The sequence below is a fragment of the Pseudomonas capeferrum genome (genome assembly GCF_000731675.1).
Classification (GTDB): Bacteria; Pseudomonadota; Gammaproteobacteria; order Pseudomonadales; family Pseudomonadaceae; genus Aquipseudomonas; species Aquipseudomonas capeferrum.
The window spans coordinates 2,457,070-2,476,911 of sequence record NZ_JMIT01000001.1 but is presented as its reverse complement, the minus strand read 5'-3'; the positions used below and the strand labels follow the sequence as shown (position 1 = coordinate 2,476,911).

General features: G+C 61.6%; 21 protein-coding genes. 17 read left to right on the top strand and 4 right to left on the bottom strand.

The features are described from left to right. Window positions 1-23: 23 nt before the first annotated feature. The 4 genes from PC358_RS11055 to flgA form a co-directional block, all read right to left on the bottom strand. A complete protein-coding gene (locus tag PC358_RS11055) occupies window positions 24-767 on the bottom strand; it encodes a flagellar brake protein (protein ID WP_033699532.1) in 744 nt (247 codons plus the stop codon). Window positions 768-846: 79 nt separating this feature from the next. After that, on the bottom strand, window positions 847-1,314 hold the full coding sequence (locus PC358_RS11050; protein ID WP_033699531.1) for a flagella synthesis protein FlgN: 468 nt from the start codon (window positions 1,312-1,314) through the stop codon (window positions 847-849). Window positions 1,315-1,364: 50 nt separating this feature from the next. After that, entirely contained in the window at window positions 1,365-1,679 is a 315-nt protein-coding gene (gene flgM, locus PC358_RS11045; protein ID WP_033699529.1) for a flagellar biosynthesis anti-sigma factor FlgM, read from the bottom strand. Window positions 1,680-1,835: 156 nt separating this feature from the next. After that, window positions 1,836-2,588: a flagellar basal body P-ring formation chaperone FlgA gene (flgA, locus tag PC358_RS11040; RefSeq protein ID WP_033699528.1), complete on the bottom strand. Its 753-nt coding sequence runs from the start codon at window positions 2,586-2,588 to the stop codon at window positions 1,836-1,838. Between the two features lie 77 nt (window positions 2,589-2,665). On the opposite strand from flgA, the gene PC358_RS11035 reads away from it, so the two are divergent. The 17 genes from PC358_RS11035 (at window position 2,666) to PC358_RS10960 (ending at window position 19,841) form a co-directional block, all read left to right on the top strand. After that, on the top strand, window positions 2,666-3,595 hold the full coding sequence (locus PC358_RS11035; RefSeq protein ID WP_033699526.1) for a chemotaxis protein CheV: 930 nt from the start codon (window positions 2,666-2,668) through the stop codon (window positions 3,593-3,595). 51 nt (window positions 3,596-3,646) lie between these two features. After that, entirely contained in the window at window positions 3,647-4,474 is an 828-nt protein-coding gene (gene cheR / locus PC358_RS11030) for a protein-glutamate O-methyltransferase CheR (protein ID WP_033699524.1), read from the top strand. 296 nt (window positions 4,475-4,770) lie between these two features. Next, window positions 4,771-5,178 carry a flagellar basal body rod protein FlgB gene (flgB, locus tag PC358_RS11025; protein ID WP_033699522.1) on the top strand — a complete coding sequence of 136 codons (408 nt, stop codon included), beginning with the start codon at window positions 4,771-4,773 and terminating at the stop codon, window positions 5,176-5,178. A 2-nt stretch (window positions 5,179-5,180) separates the two neighbouring features. Next, window positions 5,181-5,624 (top strand): flagellar basal body rod protein FlgC, encoded by a 444-nt coding sequence (gene flgC / locus PC358_RS11020; RefSeq protein WP_033699519.1) that lies wholly within the window; start codon window positions 5,181-5,183, stop codon window positions 5,622-5,624. A 12-nt stretch (window positions 5,625-5,636) separates the two neighbouring features. After that, window positions 5,637-6,338 carry a flagellar hook assembly protein FlgD gene (flgD, locus tag PC358_RS11015; protein WP_033699516.1) on the top strand — a complete coding sequence of 234 codons (702 nt, stop codon included), beginning with the start codon at window positions 5,637-5,639 and terminating at the stop codon, window positions 6,336-6,338. Between the two features lie 27 nt (window positions 6,339-6,365). Next, on the top strand, window positions 6,366-7,688 hold the full coding sequence (flgE, locus tag PC358_RS11010; RefSeq protein WP_033699514.1) for a flagellar hook protein FlgE: 1,323 nt from the start codon (window positions 6,366-6,368) through the stop codon (window positions 7,686-7,688). 60 nt (window positions 7,689-7,748) lie between these two features. Continuing rightward, window positions 7,749-7,940 carry a hypothetical protein gene (locus PC358_RS28125; RefSeq protein ID WP_077068494.1) on the top strand — a complete coding sequence of 64 codons (192 nt, stop codon included), beginning with the start codon at window positions 7,749-7,751 and terminating at the stop codon, window positions 7,938-7,940. 158 nt (window positions 7,941-8,098) lie between these two features. Beyond that, window positions 8,099-8,839, top strand: coding sequence for a flagellar basal body rod protein FlgF (locus PC358_RS11005; RefSeq protein WP_033699512.1), 741 nt, complete (start codon window positions 8,099-8,101; stop codon window positions 8,837-8,839). Between the two features lie 46 nt (window positions 8,840-8,885). Then, the gene (gene flgG, locus PC358_RS11000; RefSeq protein WP_033699511.1) at window positions 8,886-9,671 is read left to right on the top strand and encodes a flagellar basal-body rod protein FlgG; all 786 of its coding nucleotides are present in this window, start codon (window positions 8,886-8,888) and stop codon (window positions 9,669-9,671) included. Between the two features lie 48 nt (window positions 9,672-9,719). Next, a complete protein-coding gene (gene flgH / locus PC358_RS10995; protein ID WP_033699509.1) occupies window positions 9,720-10,415 on the top strand; it encodes a flagellar basal body L-ring protein FlgH in 696 nt (231 codons plus the stop codon). Window positions 10,416-10,427: 12 nt separating this feature from the next. After that, window positions 10,428-11,537 (top strand): flagellar basal body P-ring protein FlgI, encoded by a 1,110-nt coding sequence (locus PC358_RS10990; RefSeq protein ID WP_033700185.1) that lies wholly within the window; start codon window positions 10,428-10,430, stop codon window positions 11,535-11,537. A 9-nt stretch (window positions 11,538-11,546) separates the two neighbouring features. Then, window positions 11,547-12,701, top strand: a complete 1,155-nt coding sequence (gene flgJ, locus PC358_RS10985) for a flagellar assembly peptidoglycan hydrolase FlgJ (protein ID WP_033699507.1) — start codon at window positions 11,547-11,549, stop codon at window positions 12,699-12,701. Window positions 12,702-12,713: 12 nt separating this feature from the next. Beyond that, complete coding sequence (flgK, locus tag PC358_RS10980; protein WP_033699506.1) at window positions 12,714-14,756, top strand: flagellar hook-associated protein FlgK; 2,043 nt, start codon at window positions 12,714-12,716, stop codon at window positions 14,754-14,756. A gap of 13 nt (window positions 14,757-14,769) precedes the next feature. Further along, window positions 14,770-16,332 carry a flagellar hook-associated protein 3 gene (locus tag PC358_RS10975; protein ID WP_033699504.1) on the top strand — a complete coding sequence of 521 codons (1,563 nt, stop codon included), beginning with the start codon at window positions 14,770-14,772 and terminating at the stop codon, window positions 16,330-16,332. A 401-nt stretch (window positions 16,333-16,733) separates the two neighbouring features. After that, window positions 16,734-17,663 (top strand): ketoacyl-ACP synthase III, encoded by a 930-nt coding sequence (locus PC358_RS10970; RefSeq protein ID WP_033699503.1) that lies wholly within the window; start codon window positions 16,734-16,736, stop codon window positions 17,661-17,663. A gap of 305 nt (window positions 17,664-17,968) precedes the next feature. Then, window positions 17,969-19,411, top strand: a complete 1,443-nt coding sequence (locus PC358_RS10965; RefSeq protein ID WP_033699502.1) for a flagellin N-terminal helical domain-containing protein — start codon at window positions 17,969-17,971, stop codon at window positions 19,409-19,411. 76 nt (window positions 19,412-19,487) lie between these two features. Next, window positions 19,488-19,841 carry a flagellar protein FlaG gene (locus PC358_RS10960; RefSeq protein ID WP_033699500.1) on the top strand — a complete coding sequence of 118 codons (354 nt, stop codon included), beginning with the start codon at window positions 19,488-19,490 and terminating at the stop codon, window positions 19,839-19,841. The last annotated feature ends 1 nt before the right edge of the window (window position 19,842 follow it).

Below are 19,842 nucleotides of genomic sequence, written 5' to 3'. Positions count from 1 at the left end.
CGTTGGCGCATCAGGCGATGACCTCAATAGTCGTCTTTATCGAACCGTCGCGCTTCACGCTGCAACTGGTAGACGAAGCTTTCGATCTTGCGTTGCGCCTGGCCGTTGAGGTTATGAAAGCGCACGCCGGCGAAGGTGGTGTTGATACGCTCCTCGAAGTGCAGGTGGCGCAGCTCGACCATGGTGTCGATCAGGCCCAGCGGGTTGCCGGCCTTGAAGCGCTCGTACACCTGGCCCAGTTGCAGGCGGTCCTCGACGTTGCCTTCGAAGCGCAGCTTGCAGCCGGTGGCAGAGATGTCCAGCAGCTTGCCGCGCAGGGCACCGTTGCCTTTGAGGTGGGTGCCGTCGAGGATGACATCGACCAGCTGCGACAGCTTCAACGCAGCGCGAAAGGCGTTGCGGCGCTGGTGGTAGGTCATTTCTTCCGGCATCGCGCCGCGGTAGCAGCGGTGGCCGTCGACTTCGCTGATGGTCAGCGGGGCAGTGCATTCCCAGGCGATGCGCACGCCATCGTGGAAGCCTTCGACGCGGAACGGTTCGCCGTTCTCGATGAATTTTTCGCCGTCGCGGGGGATCATTTCGTCCAGCGCCAGGGTATTGCTGTCGCGGTCAACATTCACCACGTAGCTCTGGAACCGCTGGTTGCGATCATGGAAGGTGATGATCAGGGGGTCATGGCTTTCCTGCAGCTGTCGCAGGTTGGCTGCGATCTCCAAAGGTGTACTCAGCACCTTCGGCGGCTGCGGGGCATCGGCTTCATTGAACACGGCTAATCAATCTCCAGGCAAAAACGACACACGCAAGTAACGGCATTTTGCCAGTATGTTCCGTGCCTTGATAGAAGTATCACACTTGGCTGAGGGCGCGCGGCTTGGCCAGCAGCGAGGTGCCGCCACGGCTGTCGTAGAGCGACGGAGAATCGCCACCCATGAGGATTCTGATCTGGTTGTTGGTGACGTGTTGCTGCACTTGGATGATGCGCCCGTTGGTCTCGTTGATCTGCTGGCAGGTGTCCATCAGTTGCGAGAGCATATCGAGCCGTTGCAGCATTGTTTCGCCATGCTGCGACTGCGCTGCCACTGCCTGCACACCGGCGCGGTCGGCGCTAAGGCCGAGGCCGGTGAGCAACTGGCTGCGCCGCTGCCCATGCTGCTCGAGCAAGATGATCAATGACTGCTTGCGGGCCAGGATCTGTTCCAGCAGCGCCATCTCGCGGCCATGCAGGGCGACCGCTTCTTTATGAAGGAGGTCGAGCAGTTCCTGCATCGGGGCGATGTCATCTTCGATCAGTTGCAGCAAGGTGGTGTCGTGCATGGCTAACTCTTGGCTTTGTTAAGCGTCCGTGAAGTCAGCGCGCCGAACGGTCAGCGCTGGGCTTCGAAATCGAGCAGTTTGCTGGCGACCCGGCCGGCATCGACCTGGTAGCTGCCATCGGCGATCGCCTGTTTCAACTCGGCCACGCGGGCACTGTTGACCACGGGCTGTTCGCGCAGCGTGTCGCTGATCTTTTGCAACTGCTGTGCCTCTTGGCTGAGGTGTACGGCTTCTCCGCTGGCGCTGGTGCTTTTAGGCGCTTCCTGGCTCGCGCCGGGCTTTTCGGCGGTGCCGGGCGCGGCATTGCCGCGAACGCCGCCCGTGACGGACGGAGAGTTATTCAAACGACTGAAGTCGATGACCATGATCAGAAACCCCTGGGTATTTGGACGCTTGCCTTGTTTTCGGCCAACCCGAAAGAAACTTTAGGCACAAATGCATAGCCGCCTGTCAGCAAGCTCGCGAACCCGTGTTCTGACACAGTTTAGGAAAAGCGGTTCCACACTGCCAGCGCAATCCTGCTACATCGTCACCTCGACCTGGCCGGGGCCGGTCACCCGGGCCTTGATCACCCGTTTAGAGTTGAGGTTGCGCACCCGGATCTGTTCACTCAGGCCACCCTTGCTCAGCGCTTCGCCTGGCATGCGCACGCTCAGGCTGCCGCTGCGGGCGATGATCACCACGTGGTCGCCCTTGCGCACCACTTCGGCTTGCTCAAGGTGCTGCGGGGTGAGCACCTGGTCGATGACCGTAGGGCGCAGCATCTTCATGCCCACCGCCTGGTCCAGCTCGCTGAGAAAGCCCTGGCCGAGGGTGCCGACATCACGCTCGCGCAGGGCCACGTCACCTTCGCCGACCACGTTGTCACGCTTGAGCGGGCGGGTGACCACCACCACATCGCGAAACAGCCGCACCGTTGCCGGCACAAACACGGTCCACGGTGCCGCACTGTCGCAACGCACCCGCACCGTGACCCGTCCCAGTGGCTGCGCGGGGCTTTCCAGCGAAGCGTCCAGCGGCTGGCTGCACAATGGCATGCGCAAGCGCGGGTCGAGGGTGCTGACCTGGATCTCGTAACGGCCGACGGTTTGGGTGGTGGCCAGATAATCTTCTACGGTGAATTCAAGAAACCCTTGGGTGACACCGATAAGCTGTTCAGGCAAGGTAAACGCGTCCGCCAGCGTGCGAACGCCGGGCGCCAGCAGGCACAGCGTGGCCAGCGAGCCAGTCAGCAGGTGCGTCAATCGTCGGAAAAATGTCGTTTTCGTGTACATGGCGCTCAAAAAAGCAAAGCCCGTGCCGACTCGGTACCTGATTTGCAACGAAAGGCTGAAACGTAAAGGAGTCTGGCATGGCGGGTGTTATGGATTCGGTCAACCAGCGCACACAGCTGGTGGGGCAGAATCGCCTGGAATTGTTGCTGTTTCGCCTCAATGGCGGCCAGCTCTACGGCATCAACGTGTTCAAGGTCAGGGAGGTGCTGCAGTGCCCTGCGCTGACCGTGCTGCCCAAGTCCCACCCGGTGGTGCGCGGCGTGGCCAACATTCGCGGGGCGACCATCCCGATCCTCGACCTGTCGATGGCTACTGGTTTGGCGCCACTGCAGGAGGACACGCGCAACAGTTTTGTGATCATCACCGAGTACAACACCAAGACCCAGGGCTTTCTGGTGCACTCGGTCGAGCGCATCGTCAACATGAACTGGGAAGAAATCCATCCGCCACCCAAGGGCACCGGCCGTGACCACTACTTGACTGCGGTCACCCGGGTGGATAACCGCATGGTCGAGATCATCGACGTGGAAAAGGTGCTGGCCGAAGTGGCGCCGTCGTCCGAGCAGGTGTCTGCCGGTGTGGTCGATGCCGAGGTGCAGGACAAGGCCGTGTTGCTGCGGGTGTTGACCGTCGACGATTCGTCGGTGGCGCGCAAGCAGGTCAGCCGCTGCCTGCAAACCGTCGGCGTCGAAGTGGTGGCGCTCAACGATGGCCGCCAGGCGCTCAACTACCTCCGGCAATTGGTGGAGGAGGGCAAAAGGCCGGAGGAAGAGTTCCTGATGATGATCTCGGACATTGAAATGCCAGAAATGGACGGTTACACGCTGACCGCGGAGATCCGCAGCGATCCGCGCATGCAAAAATTGCACATCGTCCTGCATACTTCGCTGTCCGGGGTATTCAACCAGGCGATGGTCAAGAAAGTCGGCGCCGATGATTTCCTGGCCAAGTTCAAACCGGACGACCTGGCGCAGCGCGTGGTCGACCGGATCAAGGCAACACATTGAAGCAGCCGGGAGCCCGCTCCCGGCACCAGCGATTGAAAAGAGGCGGCAGTAGTGTCTACGGGTAATTTGGATTTCGAACAGTTCCGGGTCTTCCTGGAGAAAGCCTGTGGCATCCTGCTGGGCGAGAATAAGCAGTACCTGGTCTCCAGCCGTCTCAACAAGCTGATGGAGCAACAAGGTATCAAGAGCCTGGGCGAGCTGGTGCAGCGCATCCAGACCCAGCCGCGCAGCGGTTTGCGCGAACAGGTGGTCGACGCGATGACGACCAACGAGACCCTGTGGTTCCGTGATACCTACCCGTTCGAGGTGCTGAAGAACAAGGTCATCCCCGAGTTCATCAAGAACAACCCGGGCCAGCGCCTGCGCATGTGGTCGGCGGCCTGCTCGTCGGGGCAGGAGCCGTACTCGATCTCGATGGCTATCGATGAGTTCGAGCGCAGCAACCTGGGCCAGTTGAAGATGGGCGCGCAGATTGTCGCGACCGACCTGTCCGGGACCATGCTGACCAACTGCAAGACCGGCGAATACGACAGCCTGGCGATTGCCCGCGGCCTATCGCAGGAGCGCCTGCAGCGCTACTTCGACCCCAAGGGGGCGGGGCGTTACGCGATCAAGCCGGCCATTCGCAGCCGCGTCGAGTTCCGCTCGTTCAACCTGCTCGACAGTTACGCGAGCTTGGGCAAGTTCGACGTCGTGTTCTGTCGCAACGTGTTGATCTACTTTTCGGCCCAGGTGAAGAAAGACATCCTGCTGCGTATCCACAGCACCCTCAAGCCGGGCGGGTACCTGTTCCTTGGCGCCTCCGAGGCGCTGAACGGGTTGCCGGACCATTACCAGATGGTGCAGTGCAGCCCGGGGATTATCTACCAGGCCAAGTAGGGTTTGCCTTGAGGGTTGTGGCGCCTATGAGATCGAGCGCCGCCCGCGCGGCGCTCGGTCTCATAGGCGCCACACCGCTATCGCCAAGCACGTCAATTTTTTGTTTTGCCGCCCATGCCGACCGGCAATTGCCGCTTGCGCCCCTTCAAGCGGAAGACCTTTGCCGCTTTTCTGGCATCACCCTGACAGCATTCCGTCTTACTAGCCCGTATTTCCGGGCCTTTCCGCTGGTTGGCACAGCCCTTGCTATGCCTTGCTCAACGACACTCCGGTCAACCTTCGAAGGTTTCCCCGACATGAGCATCAGCTTCGACAAGGCGCTTGGCATTCACGAAAAGGCCCTGGACTTCCGCGCCCAGCGCGCCGAAGTGCTGGCCAACAACATCGCCAACGCCGACACGCCCAACTACAAGGCGCGTGACATGGACTTCTCCTCGGTGCTCGCCGCCGAAAGTGAAAAACAGCAAAGCGGCCGCTTCGCTCTGGACCGGACCAACAGCCGGCACATCGAGGCCGATGGCCTGGCCCTTAGCGACGAGGCGCTCAAGTACCGCACGCCGCTGCAGCCGTCGATCGACCAGAACACCGTGGACGCCCAGATCGAGCAATCGAACTACACGGAAAACGCCATCGGTTTCCAGGCCAGCTTCACCTTGCTCAACAGTAAATTCAAAGGGCTGGTTTCGGCCCTGCGCGGAGAGTAACCATGTCCCTATCCAGTGTCTTCAACATTGCCGGCAGCGGCATGAGCGCGCAAAACACTCGCCTCAACACCGTGGCCTCGAACATCGCCAACGCCGAGACCGTGTCGTCGAGCATCGACCAGACCTACCGCGCACGCCATCCGGTATTCGCCACCACCTTCCAGGACGCGCAAGGCGGTACCAGCCAGTCGCTGTTCGAGGACCAGGGCGAAGCCGGGCAGGGCGTGCAGGTCAAAGGTATCGTCGAAGACCAGAGCAACCTGGAAGCGCGCTACGAGCCCAACCATCCGGCGGCGAACAAGGACGGCTACGTCTACTACCCGAACGTCAACGTGGTCGAGGAGATGGCTGACATGATCTCTGCCAGCCGTGCGTTCCAGACCAACGCCGAGCTGATGAACACCGCCAAAAGCATGATGCAGAAAGTCTTGACCTTGGGTCAGTGATAGGAAGCCGACATGACCACGACCAATTCCACCAGTGACGTCGGCAGCGCGTACCTGACCTCGCTGCAAAAGCAGACCAGCAAGACCGACAGCAGCACCGGCGCTGCCGGCAGTGCGCTGGGCAAGGATGCGTTCCTGCAGTTGCTGGTAACGCAGATGAAAAACCAGAACCCGCTCGACCCGCAGGAAAACGGCGAGTTCGTGGCGCAGCTGGCGCAGTTCAGCAGCCTTGAAAGCATGCAGACGCTCAACGAAACGGTGAACTACATCGCCGGTTCGTTCCAGTCGTCCCAGGCCTTGCAGGCCTCGTCGCTGGTTGGGCGCAACGTGATCGTCCAGACCGACAAGGCCGTGGTCGACACCAGCAAGGAGCTCAAAGGCTCGGTCAACCTGACCTCTTCGAGCACCGCCACGTCCGTCGGTATCTACGACAAGGACGACAAGCTGGTGCGCACCCTGGACCTGGGTACCAAGGCTGCGGGCAAGACTGACTTCACCTGGGATGGCAAGGGTGAGGATGGCGAGGTACTGGCGGAGGGCACTTACACCTTCAAGGCCACTGCCAGCATCGATGGCAAGGCCACGGCCATGACGACCAACCTGCCGGCCACGGTCACCAGCGTGACCATGGGTAGCAATGGCGCGGAAATGACGCTCAACCTCGCCGGGCTGGGCAGTATCGCGCTTTCCAAAGTTCAAAGCATTGGCATTTAGGGCCTAACCCAACGACAGGAGTAGCACATGTCTTTCAATATCGGCCTTAGCGGCCTCTATGCAGCAAACAAGGCCCTGAACGTTACCGGCAACAACATTGCCAACGTCGCCACCACTGGCTTCAAATCGTCGCGCGCCGAGTTCGCCGATCAGTATTCCAACTCCATCCGCGGTACCAGCAGCGGCAAGAATGCCATCGGCAGCGGTGTGAAGACTGCCGCTGTTTCGCAGCTATTCACCCCGGGCAACATCAATGCCACTGGCCAAGCGCTGGACTTGGCCATCGATGGCAACGGCTTCTTCGCCCTCAGTGACAATGGCTCGAAGATCTATACCCGTGCCGGCGCGTTCTACAGCGACAAGGAAGGCTATGTGGTCAGCGCGTCGGGCGGCAATCTGCAAGGCTATGCGGTGGATGAAAACGGCAAGGTCATTCAGGGCGTGCTCACCGATCTGCAAATCGATACCTCCAACCTGACGCCGAACCCGACCGGGCGTATTGCCGAAACCGTCAACCTCAACTCCAGCGCCGCCGCGCCGACCGAGACGCCGTTTGACCCGACCAATGTCAAGACCTACAACTTCACGTTCAACACTGATGTTTATGACAGTCAGGGCAATGCGCACCAGCTGAACCAGTACTTCGTCAAAGATGCCGCCAGCAACTCATGGACCATGTACAGCACTGTTGATGGTCGCAATCCGGCTGACCCGACGTCCACCACGGCGCTGGTCAACAAACTGCCATTCAAGACCGACGGCACCCTGGATACTGCCGCGATGACCGCAGGCCCGGTGGCGGGCGGCATGACCATCGCCGCCAACAAGACCTTCACTCTCGACGGGTGGGTTCCAGCACAGAAAAACGCTGCAGGCGCTTGGGCTGCCAATGGTGCTACCGCACATGACGGCGGGGTTAACTTGGACATGCTCGGTACTACCCAGTACAACGCAGCGTCTGCGGTCACTGCCAAGACACAAGACGGTTTCGCCACGGGTGAACTGTCCGGCTTGACCGTGGATCAAGGTGGCTTCTTGTTCGCCAACTTCACTAACGGCCAGAACAAAGTGATCGGCCAAGTAGCCATTGCCAACTTCGCCAACTTGCAGGGCCTGACTCCGATCGGCGGCACCAGTTGGAAAGAGTCCTACGCATCGGGTGTGCCGGTCATCGGCGCGCCAGATACCGGCACCCTCGGCCAGATCGCCGGTGGTGCGCTGGAAGATTCCAACGTTGACTTGACTGGCGAGTTGGTCAACCTGATCAAAGCGCAGAGCAATTACCAGGCGAACGCCAAGACCATCTCCACTGAGAGCACCATCATGCAGACCATCATCCAGATGACCTGATGGTGAGCGTTGGGTGGCGATTGGGTTTGGCACAAACCCTGGCCTGGGCAGGAGTGCGATATGAAAAAGCTGTGGGTTCTAGCCCTTGTGTCTGTGCTGGGAGTTGCTATGGCGGCTTACGCTGCACCGGCTCCTTTCTATCTCTGGCAAAGTCTTGCCACCGGGCGCTATATGTGCTCGGCGAACAACCCAGGGTCGGGCTGGGCCCGCTTTTCAGGGCCTTACAACAATGCAGGCTGCCGGGACTATTGACGGGCAGCCGGCTACCGTTGGCCTGAATACGCCGACAAACTGACACTTCCCTGACACCGGTGCGTGGAAAGCCCCAATTCAAGGGGCTTTAAAGCTGGTTCGATTATTGCTTGATGCTCGCCAGTGACAGCGCGGCAGGTACGCGCAGAGGAGATGCTGTGGACAAGATGCTTTACGTGGCCATGACCGGCGCCAGCCAGAACGCGCTGGCGCAGAAGGCCCATGCCAACAACCTGGCGAACATTTCCACCAACGGCTTCCAGCGCGACCTGGAACAGGCGCGCTCGATGCCGGTGTTTGGCGACAGCTTTCCGGCGCGCGCCTTTGCCATGACCGAGCGCCCGGCCACTGACTTCAGCGAAGGCCCGATGATCGAGACCGGTCGCGAGCTGGACGTCACCGTGACCGGCAAGGGCTTCATCGCCGTGCAGGCCCCGGACGGCAGCGAAGCCTACGTGCGCACCGGCAGCCTGAACATCGATGCCCTGGGCGTGCTGCGTGCCGGCAACGGCATGCCGGTGATCGGCAACGGTGGCCCGATTGCCATCCCCCCGGAGCAGAAGGTTGAAGTGGGCGCCGACGGCACCATCAGCATCCGCGCCATGGGTGAAGACCCGCGGGTAATGGCCGAGGTCGACCGTATCAAGCTGGTCAACCCCGACACCAAAGGCCTGACCAAGGGCCTGGACGGCATGATCCATACCAGCAATGGCCAACCGGCCGACGCCGACGTCAATGTGCGCGTGGTGTCGGGCTTCCTGGAAGGCAGCAACGTCAACGCCGTCGAGGAAATGACCTCGGTGCTGGCGTTGTCCCGTCAGTTCGAGCTGCACGTCAAGATGATGAACACGGCCAAGGAAGGCGACGAAGCCATGGCGCGTGTTTTGCAAATCGGCTAATCACATTTGAACGGGTGCCGTAAAACAGGCGCACGAGGAGAACAGCATGCTTCCGGCTCTTTGGGTCGCTAAAACCGGCCTGTCCGCCCAGGACACCAACCTGACGGTCATTTCCAACAACCTGGCCAACGTCTCGACCACCGGCTTCAAACGTGATCGCGCCGAGTTCCAGGACCTGCTCTACCAGATCAAGCGTCAGCCTGGCGCCCAGTCGACCCAGGACAGCGAGCTGCCTTCGGGCCTGCAAGTGGGTACCGGTGTGCGCATTGTCGGCACCCAGAAGAACTTCACCGCCGGCAGCCTGCAGACCACCGAAAACCCGCTGGACATGGCGGTCAACGGCCGTGGCTTCTTCCAGATTCTGCAGCCCGATGGCACGGTTTCCTACACCCGTGACGGCACCTTCCACCTGAACTCCGATGGCCAGATCGTCACGGCCAACGGTTTTGCCCTGGAGCCTGCGGTGGTCGTGCCGAACGACGCGCAGACCTTCACCGTCGGCCAGGATGGCACCGTGTCGATCACCACTGCCGGCAACCCGGCGGCCCAGGTCATCGGCAACATCCAGACCGCTGACTTCATCAACCCGACCGGCCTGCAGGCAATCGGCGACAACCTGTTCCTGGAAACCGCCGCCAGCGGTGCGCCGCAAGTCGGTACCCCAGGCCTGAACGGCTTCGGCACCACCCTGCAGCAGACCTTGGAAAACTCCAACGTCAGCACCGTGGAAGAGTTGGTGAACATGATCACCACCCAGCGTGCCTACGAGATGAACTCCAAGGTCATCTCCACCGCCGACCAGATGCTGTCGTTCGTCACCCAGCAGCTGTAACACCCTGAACCTGATCCACGTAGCCCAGTTACACCGTGAGGTAGCGTCATGAATCGTCTGTTGTCCGTCTTCGCCCTGGGGGGGGCGGTGTTGCTGGCAGGTTGCGTCGCGCCGACGCCCAAGCCCAACGACCCGTACTATGCGCCGGTGTTGCCGCGCACCCCGTTGCCGTCGGCGGCCAACAACGGTTCGATCTACCAGGCCGGTTTCGAGCAGAACCTGTACAGCGACCGCAAGGCGTTCCGGGTCGGTGACATCATCACCATCACCCTCAACGAGCGCACCTCGGCCAGCAAGAACGCCGGTTCGCAGATCCAGAAAAACAGCAAGGCCGACATCGGCCTCAGCTCGTTGTTCGGCAGCACACCCAACACCAACAACCCGTTCGGCGGCGGTGACCTTTCGCTGGAGGCCGGCTACAGCGGCGAACGTGCCACCAAGGGCGACAGCAAGGCCACCCAGGGCAACACCCTGACCGGTTCGATCACCGTGACCGTGGCCGAAGTGCTGCCCAACGGCATCATCGCCGTGCGCGGCGAGAAGTGGCTGACCCTGAACACCGGCGAAGAGCTGGTGCGCATTGCCGGCATGATCCGCGCCGACGACATCGCCACCGACAACACCGTGCCGTCCACCCGCGTGGCCGATGCGCGCATCACCTATTCGGGGACTGGCTCGTTTGCCGATGCCAGCCAGCCCGGGTGGCTGGACCGCTTCTTCATCAGCCCGCTTTGGCCTTTCTGAGTACGGATGACCATGTTCAACGTGAGGCAGCTGATTGCCGCAACCCTGCTCCTGTCCTGTGCCTTCGCGGCCCAGGCCGAGCGCTTGAAGGACATCGCCAGCATCTCTGGCGTGCGTTCCAACCAGTTGATCGGCTATGGCCTGGTGGTGGGGCTCAACGGCACGGGTGACCAGACCACCCAGACGCCGTTCACCCTGCAGACCTTCAACAACATGCTGTCGCAGTTCGGCATCAAGGTGCCGGCCGGTTCCGGCAACGTGCAGTTGAAAAACGTCGCTGCGGTGTCGGTGCATGCCGACCTGCCCGCCTTCGCCAAACCCGGCCAGGTGGTGGACATCACCGTTTCGTCGATCGGTAACTCCAAGAGCCTGCGCGGCGGCAGCCTGCTGCTGACCCCGCTCAAGGGTATCGACGGCAACGTCTACGCGATCGCCCAGGGCAACCTGGTGGTCGGCGGCTTCGATGCCGAAGGCCGCGATGGCTCGAAGATCACCGTCAACGTTCCGTCGGCCGGGCGTATCCCGGGGGGCGCCAGCGTCGAGCGGGCCGTGCCGAGCGGGTTCAACCAGGGCAACAGCCTGACCCTGAACCTCAACCGCCCAGACTTCACCACCGCCAAGCGCATCGTCGACAAGGTCAACGAACTGCTCGGCCCGGGCGTCGCCCAGGCCTTGGACGGTGGCTCGGTACGTGTCAGTGCGCCGATGGACCCAAGCCAGCGGGTGGATTACCTGTCGATCCTGGAAAACCTCGAGATCGACCCGGGCCAGGCGGTGGCGAAAGTCATCATCAACTCGCGTACCGGCACCATCGTCATTGGCCAGAACGTCAAGGTGTCGCCGGCTGCGGTGACCCACGGCAGCCTGACCGTGACCATTACCGAAGACCCGATCGTCAGCCAGCCGGGGCCGTTCTCCAATGGCCAGACTGCCGTGGTGCCACGCTCGCGGGTCAACGCCGAGCAGGAAGCCAAGCCGATGTTCAAGTTCGGTCCGGGGACCACGCTGGATGAAATCGTCCGCGCGGTGAACCAGGTTGGCGCGGCGCCCAGCGACCTGATGGCGATCCTCGAAGCCCTGAAACAGGCCGGCGCCTTGCAAGCCGACCTGATCGTGATCTGAGGACGCAGGATGAACAGCAAAAACCTGGTATCCGGCAGCGTCGACAGCGGCGCCTACACCGACCTCAACCGCCTGAACTCGCTCAAGCACGGCGACCGCGACAGCGAAGCCAACGTGCGCAAGGTGGCCCAGGAGTTCGAATCGCTGTTCATCAGCGAAATGCTCAAGGCCTCGCGCAAGGCAAGCGATGTGCTGGCCGCCGACAACCCGATGAACACCGAGACGGTCAAGCAGTACCGCGATATGTATGACCAGCAGCTGGCTGTGAGCATGTCTCGCGAGGGGGGCGGTATCGGCCTGCAGGACGTGCTGGTGCGCCAGTTGACCAAGAGCAAGAGCACGGCAGGCGCCAGCAGCCCGTTTGCGCGCGGCGAGGGCAGTGGCCCGGCGCTGTGGGGCAACAAGGTGGCTGAGCCGGTGCATGCCACCGAGTCGGGTGCCACCCGCAACGACGTCGCGGCCCTCAATGCGCGGCGCCTGGCGCTGCCGAGCAAGCTCACCGACCGCCTGCTGGCCGGCATCGTGCCGTCGGCCGCGACCAGCAACGGCGCCGCCGTGCCGGCCCGTGACGGCCAGCAAGTGGCCAAGGCCTTTGCCGTGCCGGAAAACGGCCTGCGCATTGTCGGGCGTGCCGTGGCCCAGCCGCCGCTGGCGCCGAACAAAGCCTTCAGCGACAGCGACACGTTCGTGGCGACCATGCTGCCGATGGCCGAGCAGGCCGCCAAGCGCATCGGTATCGACCCGCGCTACCTGGTGGCCCAGGCGGCGCTGGAAACGGGCTGGGGCAAGTCGGTCATGCGCAACACCGATGGCAGCAGCAGCCACAACCTGTTCGGCATCAAGGCCAGTGGCAACTGGCAGGGCGAGCAGGCGAGGGCGATCACCAGCGAATTCCGTGATGGCCAATTCGTCAAGGAAACGGCGGCGTTCCGCTCGTACGATTCCTACCAGGACAGCTTCCATGACCTGGTGAATCTGTTGCAGGGCAATTCCCGCTATCAAGGTGCGCTGGACGCGGCCGATAACCCTGAGCAGTTTGCAAGAGAGCTGCAAAAGGCAGGTTATGCGACTGACCCGGGCTATGCGAAGAAGATCATCAGCATCGCCCAGCAAATGCAAGCAACCCCTCAATACGCCATGGCTGGCAGAACCACGAATCTATAAAAGGACTAAATCATGTCGAGCCTGATTTCGATCGGCCTGAGTGGCCTGAGTGCCAGCCAGGCGGCATTGTCGGTTACCAGTAACAACATCGCCAACGCCGCCACCAGTGGCTATTCGCGCCAGCAGACGATCCAGGCCGCAGGGGCCTCGCATAACATCGGCGCGGGCTTTCTCGGTACCGGTACTACGCTGTCGGACGTGCGCCGTATCTACAGCGCTTACCTGGACAACCAGCTGCAGACCGCCACCTCGCTGCAGGCCGACTCGGTCGCGTTCCAGGACCAGATCACTAGCGTCGACAAGCTGCTGGCTGACCGCGACACCGGTATCAGTTCGGTCCTTACCGCGTTCTTCTCGGCCTTGCAGACGGCGGCGGCCAAGCCCGGCGACGTTGCTTCGCGGCAGTTGCTGCTGACCCAGGCGCAGACCTTGAGCAACCGCTTCAACGCGGTGTCCAACCAGCTCACCCAGCAGAACGAAACGATCAACTCGCAGCTCGATACCATGGCGGGGCAGGTCAACAAGCTCACGGCCAACATCGCCGAGTACAACAAGCAGATCTCTGCAGCGACGGCCACCGGCAATACCCCCAACAGCCTGCTGGATGCGCGCAGCGAAGCGGTTCGCCAGCTCAACGAGCTGGTCGGCGTGACCGTGCAGGAGCGCGACGGCAACTACGACGTCTACCTGGGCAGCGGCCAGTCGCTGGTCACCGGCAACAAGGCCAACACCCTGTCGGTGCAGCCGGGGGTTGCCGACAAGAGCCAGGCCAGCCTGCGCATCAACTATGAGTCGTTCAGCTCTGACGTGACCTCGGTGGTGAGCGGTGGCGCGATCGGCGGCCTGCTGCGCTACCGTCAGGACGTGCTGACGCCGTCGATGAACGAGCTCGGCCGCGTCGCCCTGGTAGTGGCTGACAGCATCAACAGCCAGCTGGGCCAGGGCCTGGATGCCAATGGCCAGTTCGGCAGTTCGCTGTTCTCCAGCATCAACAGCGCTACCGCCATCGCCCAGCGCAGCCTGGCGTCGTCGAACAACAGTGCAGGGTCTGGCAACCTGAATGTGAGCATTGCCGACAGTGGCGCGCTGACCACCTACGACTACGAGGTGAAGTTCACCAGCGCCAACCAGTACAGCGTGCGCCGCTCCGACGGCACCGACATGGGCAGCTTCGACCTCAATGCCGACCCGGCACCGGTGATCGACGGCTTCAGCCTGGCGCTCAAGGGCGGCGGCCTGGCGGCAGGTGACAGCTTCAAGGTGATCCCGACCCGTGCGGCGGCAGGCAGCATCACCACTGCCCTGACCGATGCCAACAAGTTGGCGTTCGCCGGGCCGATCAGCGCCGCAGCGGGTAGCGGCAACAGCGGCACCGGCACCATCACCCAGCCTACCCTGGGCGAATCGCTGGACATCTACGGCGGTGCCGATACCGCGTTGATCCAGCAGTCGATTCGCAACTCGATGCCGGTACGCGTGGTGTTCGACGCCGCCAGCGGTGGCTCCCAGGGCTACAAGCTGTTCGATGCCAAGGGCACTCAGATCGGCACCGGCAGCGTGGTGCCTGGCCAGGACAACAAACTGGCCGTGGCCGTACCCATGCTCGATGCGGCGGGTAATCCAATCCTCGATGGCAGCGGCAACCCGCGCACCTTCAGTGTCGAAACCACGATCGGCGGCAGCCCGGCGGCGAATGACAGCTTTACCCTGTCGTTCAACGCCGACGGCAAGGCAGACAACCGCAATGCCACGGCACTGCTCGACCTGCAGACCAAGTCGACGGTGAACACCGGGTCTGGTGGCGGCACCAGCTTCACCTCGGCCTATGCCTCGCTGGTCGAGCGTGTGGGCGCCAAGGCCAGTCAGGCTGCCATCGACACCACCGCGACCGAGGCGGTCATCAAGTCCGCCAGCGAGAGCCGCAGCGCGGTTTCCGGGGTCAACCTCGATGACGAGGCGGCGAGCCTTGTGAAGTTCCAGCATTACTACACGGCGTCGTCGCAGATCATCAAGGCGGCGCAAGAAACCTTCAGCACCCTGATCAATGCTTTGTAAGGAGTAGACTCTCGTGCGTATTTCCACTGCTCAGTTCTACGAGTCCAGCGCCACTAGCTACTCCAAGAATTTCTCTGGCATGAACAAGACCAACGACCAGGTCACCTCGGGTATCCGTATCCAGACGGCGGCCGATGACCCGGTCGGCGCAGCGCGCCTGCTGCTGCTGCAACAACAGCAGGCACTGCTGGACCAGTACGGCGGCAACATCAATACGGTGAGCAATGCACTGCTGCAGGAGGAGAGCGTGCTCTCCACCGTCAACGACGCCATGCAGCGCGCCAGTGAACTGGCGATCCGTGCGGGTGGGCCTGGGGTCACCGACTCCGACCGGGTGGCCATCAGCACCGAGCTCAAAGAGATCGAAGCCAACATCTTCGGCCTGCTGAACTCGCGCGATGCCAATGGCGACTACATGTTCGGCGGCTCCAAGAGCACTTCGCCACCCTATGTGCGCAACTCCGACGGCACCTACAGCTACCACGGTGACCAGACCCAGCTGAGCCTGCAGGTGTCCGACACCCTGAACCTGGCGACCAACGATACCGGCTTCAGCGTATTCGACTCGGCCAGCAACAAGAGCCGCACCCAGTCGACGCTCTTGGTGCCGGCCACCGACGATGGCGTGGTCGGGGTGTCGCCAGGCTTGATGACCTCGAGCAGCAGCTATAACAACAACTTCACTGCAGGCCAGCCCTACAAGCTGACCTTCACCAGTGCGACCCAGTACGTGATCACCGACAGCACTGGCCGCGATATCACCGCTGAAACCGCCACCAACGGTCACTTCGACAGTAACACCGAAGGCGCCAACCGCATCGCCTTGCGTGGCGTCGAGTTCGAAATCACGGTCACGCTGGAAGAGGGCGCCGATGCCGACGCTTCGGTGGCGGGGCGCGAGTTTTCCCTGGCGGCGCGGCCGGATTCGTTCAACACCACCCGCAGCGCCGGCAACACTTCCAGCGCCCAGGTCACCAGCAGCACCGTAAGCGACGAGGCGGCCTACCGCAGCACGTTCCCCAGTAACGGTGCGGTGATCAAGTTCACCGGGCCCGGCAGCTACGAGTTCTACGCGCAGCCATTGACGGCTGACAGCAAGCCTGTGGCTACCGGTACGTTCACGGCGCCAGCCTTGACGGTGGCGGGTGTGACCTACCAGGTTTCCGGTTCGCCGGAGGCGGGTGACCAGTTTGCCGTTACCGCCAACACTCACCAGAACCAGAACGTACTGGAAACCCTCAGCCAGCTGCGCGCTGCGCTGGATACGCCGGTCACGGGCACAGGCCAGGCCAACTCGCTGAAGGATGCTGCGGCTTCGGCCATCGCCAACCTGGCCAGCGCCCGTGAGCAGGTCGATGTCACCCGCGGTTCGATCGGTGCCCGGGGCAACTCGCTGGAGATCCAGCGCCAGGAGAACACCAGCCTGGGCCTGGCCAACAAGACCACCCAGAACGCCATCGGCAACACGGACATGTCGCAGGCTGCGATTACGCTGACCTTGCAGCAAGCCATGCTCGAAGCCTCGCAGCTGGCTTTCTCGCGCATTTCCCAGTTGAGCCTGTTCAACAAGCTCTGATCCGCTGCTGCCCCTACAGGCTCGCACAATCCTTGTAGGAGCGACCTTGCGTCGCGAAAGGGGCGCGTAGCGGCCCCGGCGATTTTTGCTGCGCCACAGAACCTGGGGCCGCTACGCGCCCCATTCGCGACGCAAGGCCGCTCCTACGGGGATCTGTGCCTGCCTGGTCACTCCTCGAATTCCTCAGTCTCCACGCCCGGCGCACGGCTTTCGTAGCATTTCAATGTGACCAATGAGTCAAAACGCTCATCTTCCCTGTATTCTATGCAGCAGCTGTTGCAGCATTTTGTTACCGGTGCGCAGGCGAGCTCTGCTTTCAACCCTTGGCGGTGACGCTCCGGTATTTGGCGCCCTCAATTCATCGAGTGGTGGTCTTTGGCTGTTTTCATTGGGAAGCCAGAATGATTGGCATCAAAAGCATCGCGAGTTACGTGCCCACCGCTGGCCTGGACAACTATGTCCAGGGTGCGAAGTTCGGCAAGGACGAAGAGTTCATGTTCGGCAAGATCGGCGCGTCGTTCTTGCCGCGCAAGGCCGAAGAGCAGGAAACCTCCGACCTGTGCGTAGAGGCCGCCCAGGCCCTGTTCGCCAGCAACCCTGACCTTGATCCGCAGTCGATCGATGCGCTGATCGTGGTCACGCAGAATGGTGATGAAGAGGGCCTGCCGCACACCGCTGCCATCGTCCAGAGCAAACTTGGCCTGTCTACCCGCGTGGCGGCGTTCGACGTGTCGCTGGGCTGTTCCGGCTATGTGTATGGCTTGTATGCGATCAAAGGCTTCATGGAAGCGGCAGGGCTGAAGAACGGCTTGCTGATCACCGCCGACCCGTATTCGAAGATCGTCGACCCGGAAGACCGCAACACCACCATGCTGTTCGGCGACGCCGCCACCGCCACCTGGATGGGTGAAAACGCGGTGTGGAACCTGGGTCAAGCGCGTTTCGGTACTGACGGCTCCGGTGCCGAGCACCTTAAAGTCACTGACGGCAAGTTCTTCATGAACGGCCGCCAGGTGTTCAACTTTGCCTTGGTCAAGGTGCCGGCGCACCTGCACGAACTGCTGGATGCCAGTGGCCTGACGTCGGCGGATATCGACGCCTTCTGTATTCACCAGGGCAGTGCGGCGATTGTCGATGCCGTGGCCCGGCGCTTCGAAGAGCAACACCCGGAGAAGTTCGTCAAGGACATGCTGGAAACCGGCAACACCGTGTCCTCCAGCGTGCCGCTGCTGTTGCAGAAGCACATGCTTGACGGCAGCTGGAAGCGTGTGGCGATCAGCGGCTTTGGTGTGGGCTTGTCGTGGGGTTCGGCCATCCTGTATCGCGACTGAATGCTCGCAGACCCCAAAAAAGCGCCCGGCGGCCACCGCCTGGCGCTTTTTTTATGCCTGCAGGAAAACCGCTCTCGTGGTGGTGTTGCAAGCCGTTATCTGGCGCATTTCATAAGGTTTTTGACGCCAATAAAATGCCCTTAAGCCCTTGATTTTCCGAGGGTGGCCGCTTGCCAGTATTTTTTTTTCGAAAAAGCCCTCAAGCAACCCGCGCACCCGACGATAACTATTACGAAGGTTCTCTAGGCCAAGCCGGCGGTTGCCAAGGCCGGAAGCCGCAGTACCCATCCAACGAGGATTTCGTCATGGCTTTAACTGTAAACACCAACATTGCGTCGATCACTACTCAGGGCAACCTGACCAAGGCTAGCAACGCTCAGACCACTTCGATGCAGCGTCTGTCCTCGGGTCTGCGTATCAACAGCGCTAAAGACGACGCTGCTGGCCTGCAGATCGCCAACCGTCTGACCAGCCAGATCAATGGCCTGGGCCAGGCTGTGAAGAACGCCAACGACGGTATCTCGATCGCCCAGACCGCTGAAGGTGCGATGCAGGCTTCGACCGACATCCTGCAAAAAATGCGTACCCTGGCTCTGTCCTCGGCTACTGGCTCCCTGAGCGCCGACGACCGTAAGTCGAACAACGACGAATACCAGGCGCTGACCGCTGAGCTGAACCGTATCTCGGAAACCACCACCTTCGGTGGCCAGAAGCTGCTGGACGGTTCCTACGGCACCAAGGCCATCCAGGTCGGCGCCAACGCCAACGAAACCATCAACCTGGCCCTGGACAACGTTTCCGCCAAGAGCATCGGCTCGCAGCAGATCAAGTCGGGCACTATCTCGCCAAGCGCCAGCGGCGTCGCCGCAGCCGATCTGGTTGTCACTGGCAACGGTCAGAGCAAAACCGTCAGCTACGATGCCGGCTCCTCGGCCAAAGACATCGCTGCCAAACTCAATGGCTCGATCGGTGGCCTGACTGCTACTGCCAGCACCGAAGTCAAACTGGCTGTTGCCAGTGGCGCTGCAGCTACTCCAGCCAACTTCGACCTGACTGTAGGCGGTAGCACCGTCAGCTTCATCGGTGTTAAGGACACCGCAAGCCTGGCTGATCAGTTGAAGTCCAACGCCGCCAAGCTGGGTATCAGCGTCAACTATGACGAATCGACCAAGAGCCTGTCGGTCAAGTCGGACACTGGCGAGAACCTGGCCTTCACCTCCAAAGCTGGCGCAGACGCCATCTCGGTGGGTGCGCGCAACGGCAGCGGTGATTTCCCAGGTACTCTGACCACGCTTTCCGCTACCCTTAACGACAAATCGACTATCACTGGCCAGATTTCTCTGGACTCCGCCAAAGGTTACTCGGTCGCTGACGGTGCAACCGGTACGGGTGCTACTGACCTGTTCGGCGCGGCGTCCAAGTCCTCGGATAAAACCACCATCGCTGATACCGATGTTACCGACGCCGTCAACGCTCAGAACGCTCTGGCCGTTATCGACAAGGCCATCGGTTCGATCGACAGCGTCCGTTCGGGCCTGGGTGCTACCCAGAACCGTCTGCAAACCACCGTCGACAACCTGCAGAACATCCAGAAGAACTCCACCGCTGCCCGCTCCACCGTGCAGGACGTGGACTTCGCTTCGGAAACTGCCGAGCTGACCAAGCAGCAGACCCTGCAGCAGGCTTCGACTGCGATCCTGTCGCAGGCTAACCAGCTGCCATCTTCGGTCCTGAAACTGCTTCAGTAATTCAGGCGCCTGAGTAAAGGGTGAAAGGGCGCGTTTACGTGCCCTTTCACCCTTTTTGGCATGAGGAGTTCGAAACATGGACATGAATGTCAAGCTGAGCCAGGTGTATCCGTCTGTGTTACCCCAGGCGCCAGTCGCTGACCGGGACCCGGTAGTGCCTGCCAAAGTGCAGGAGGCTGCTGCTGCCCCCGACAGTCAGCCGCACTCGCGCGAAGACCTGGAGAAGGCGGTTGGCGAGATTCGTGATTTCGTCCAGTCGAGCCAGCGTCAGCTGGACTTTTCCATTGATGATTCCACGGGGCAGGTTGTGGTCAAGGTGATCGCCACCCAATCAGGTGAAGTGATTCGCCAGCTCCCGTCGGAAACAGCGCTGAAGCTTGCACAAAGCCTGAGTGAAGCCGGCAGCCTGCTGTTCACTGATCAGGCATAGG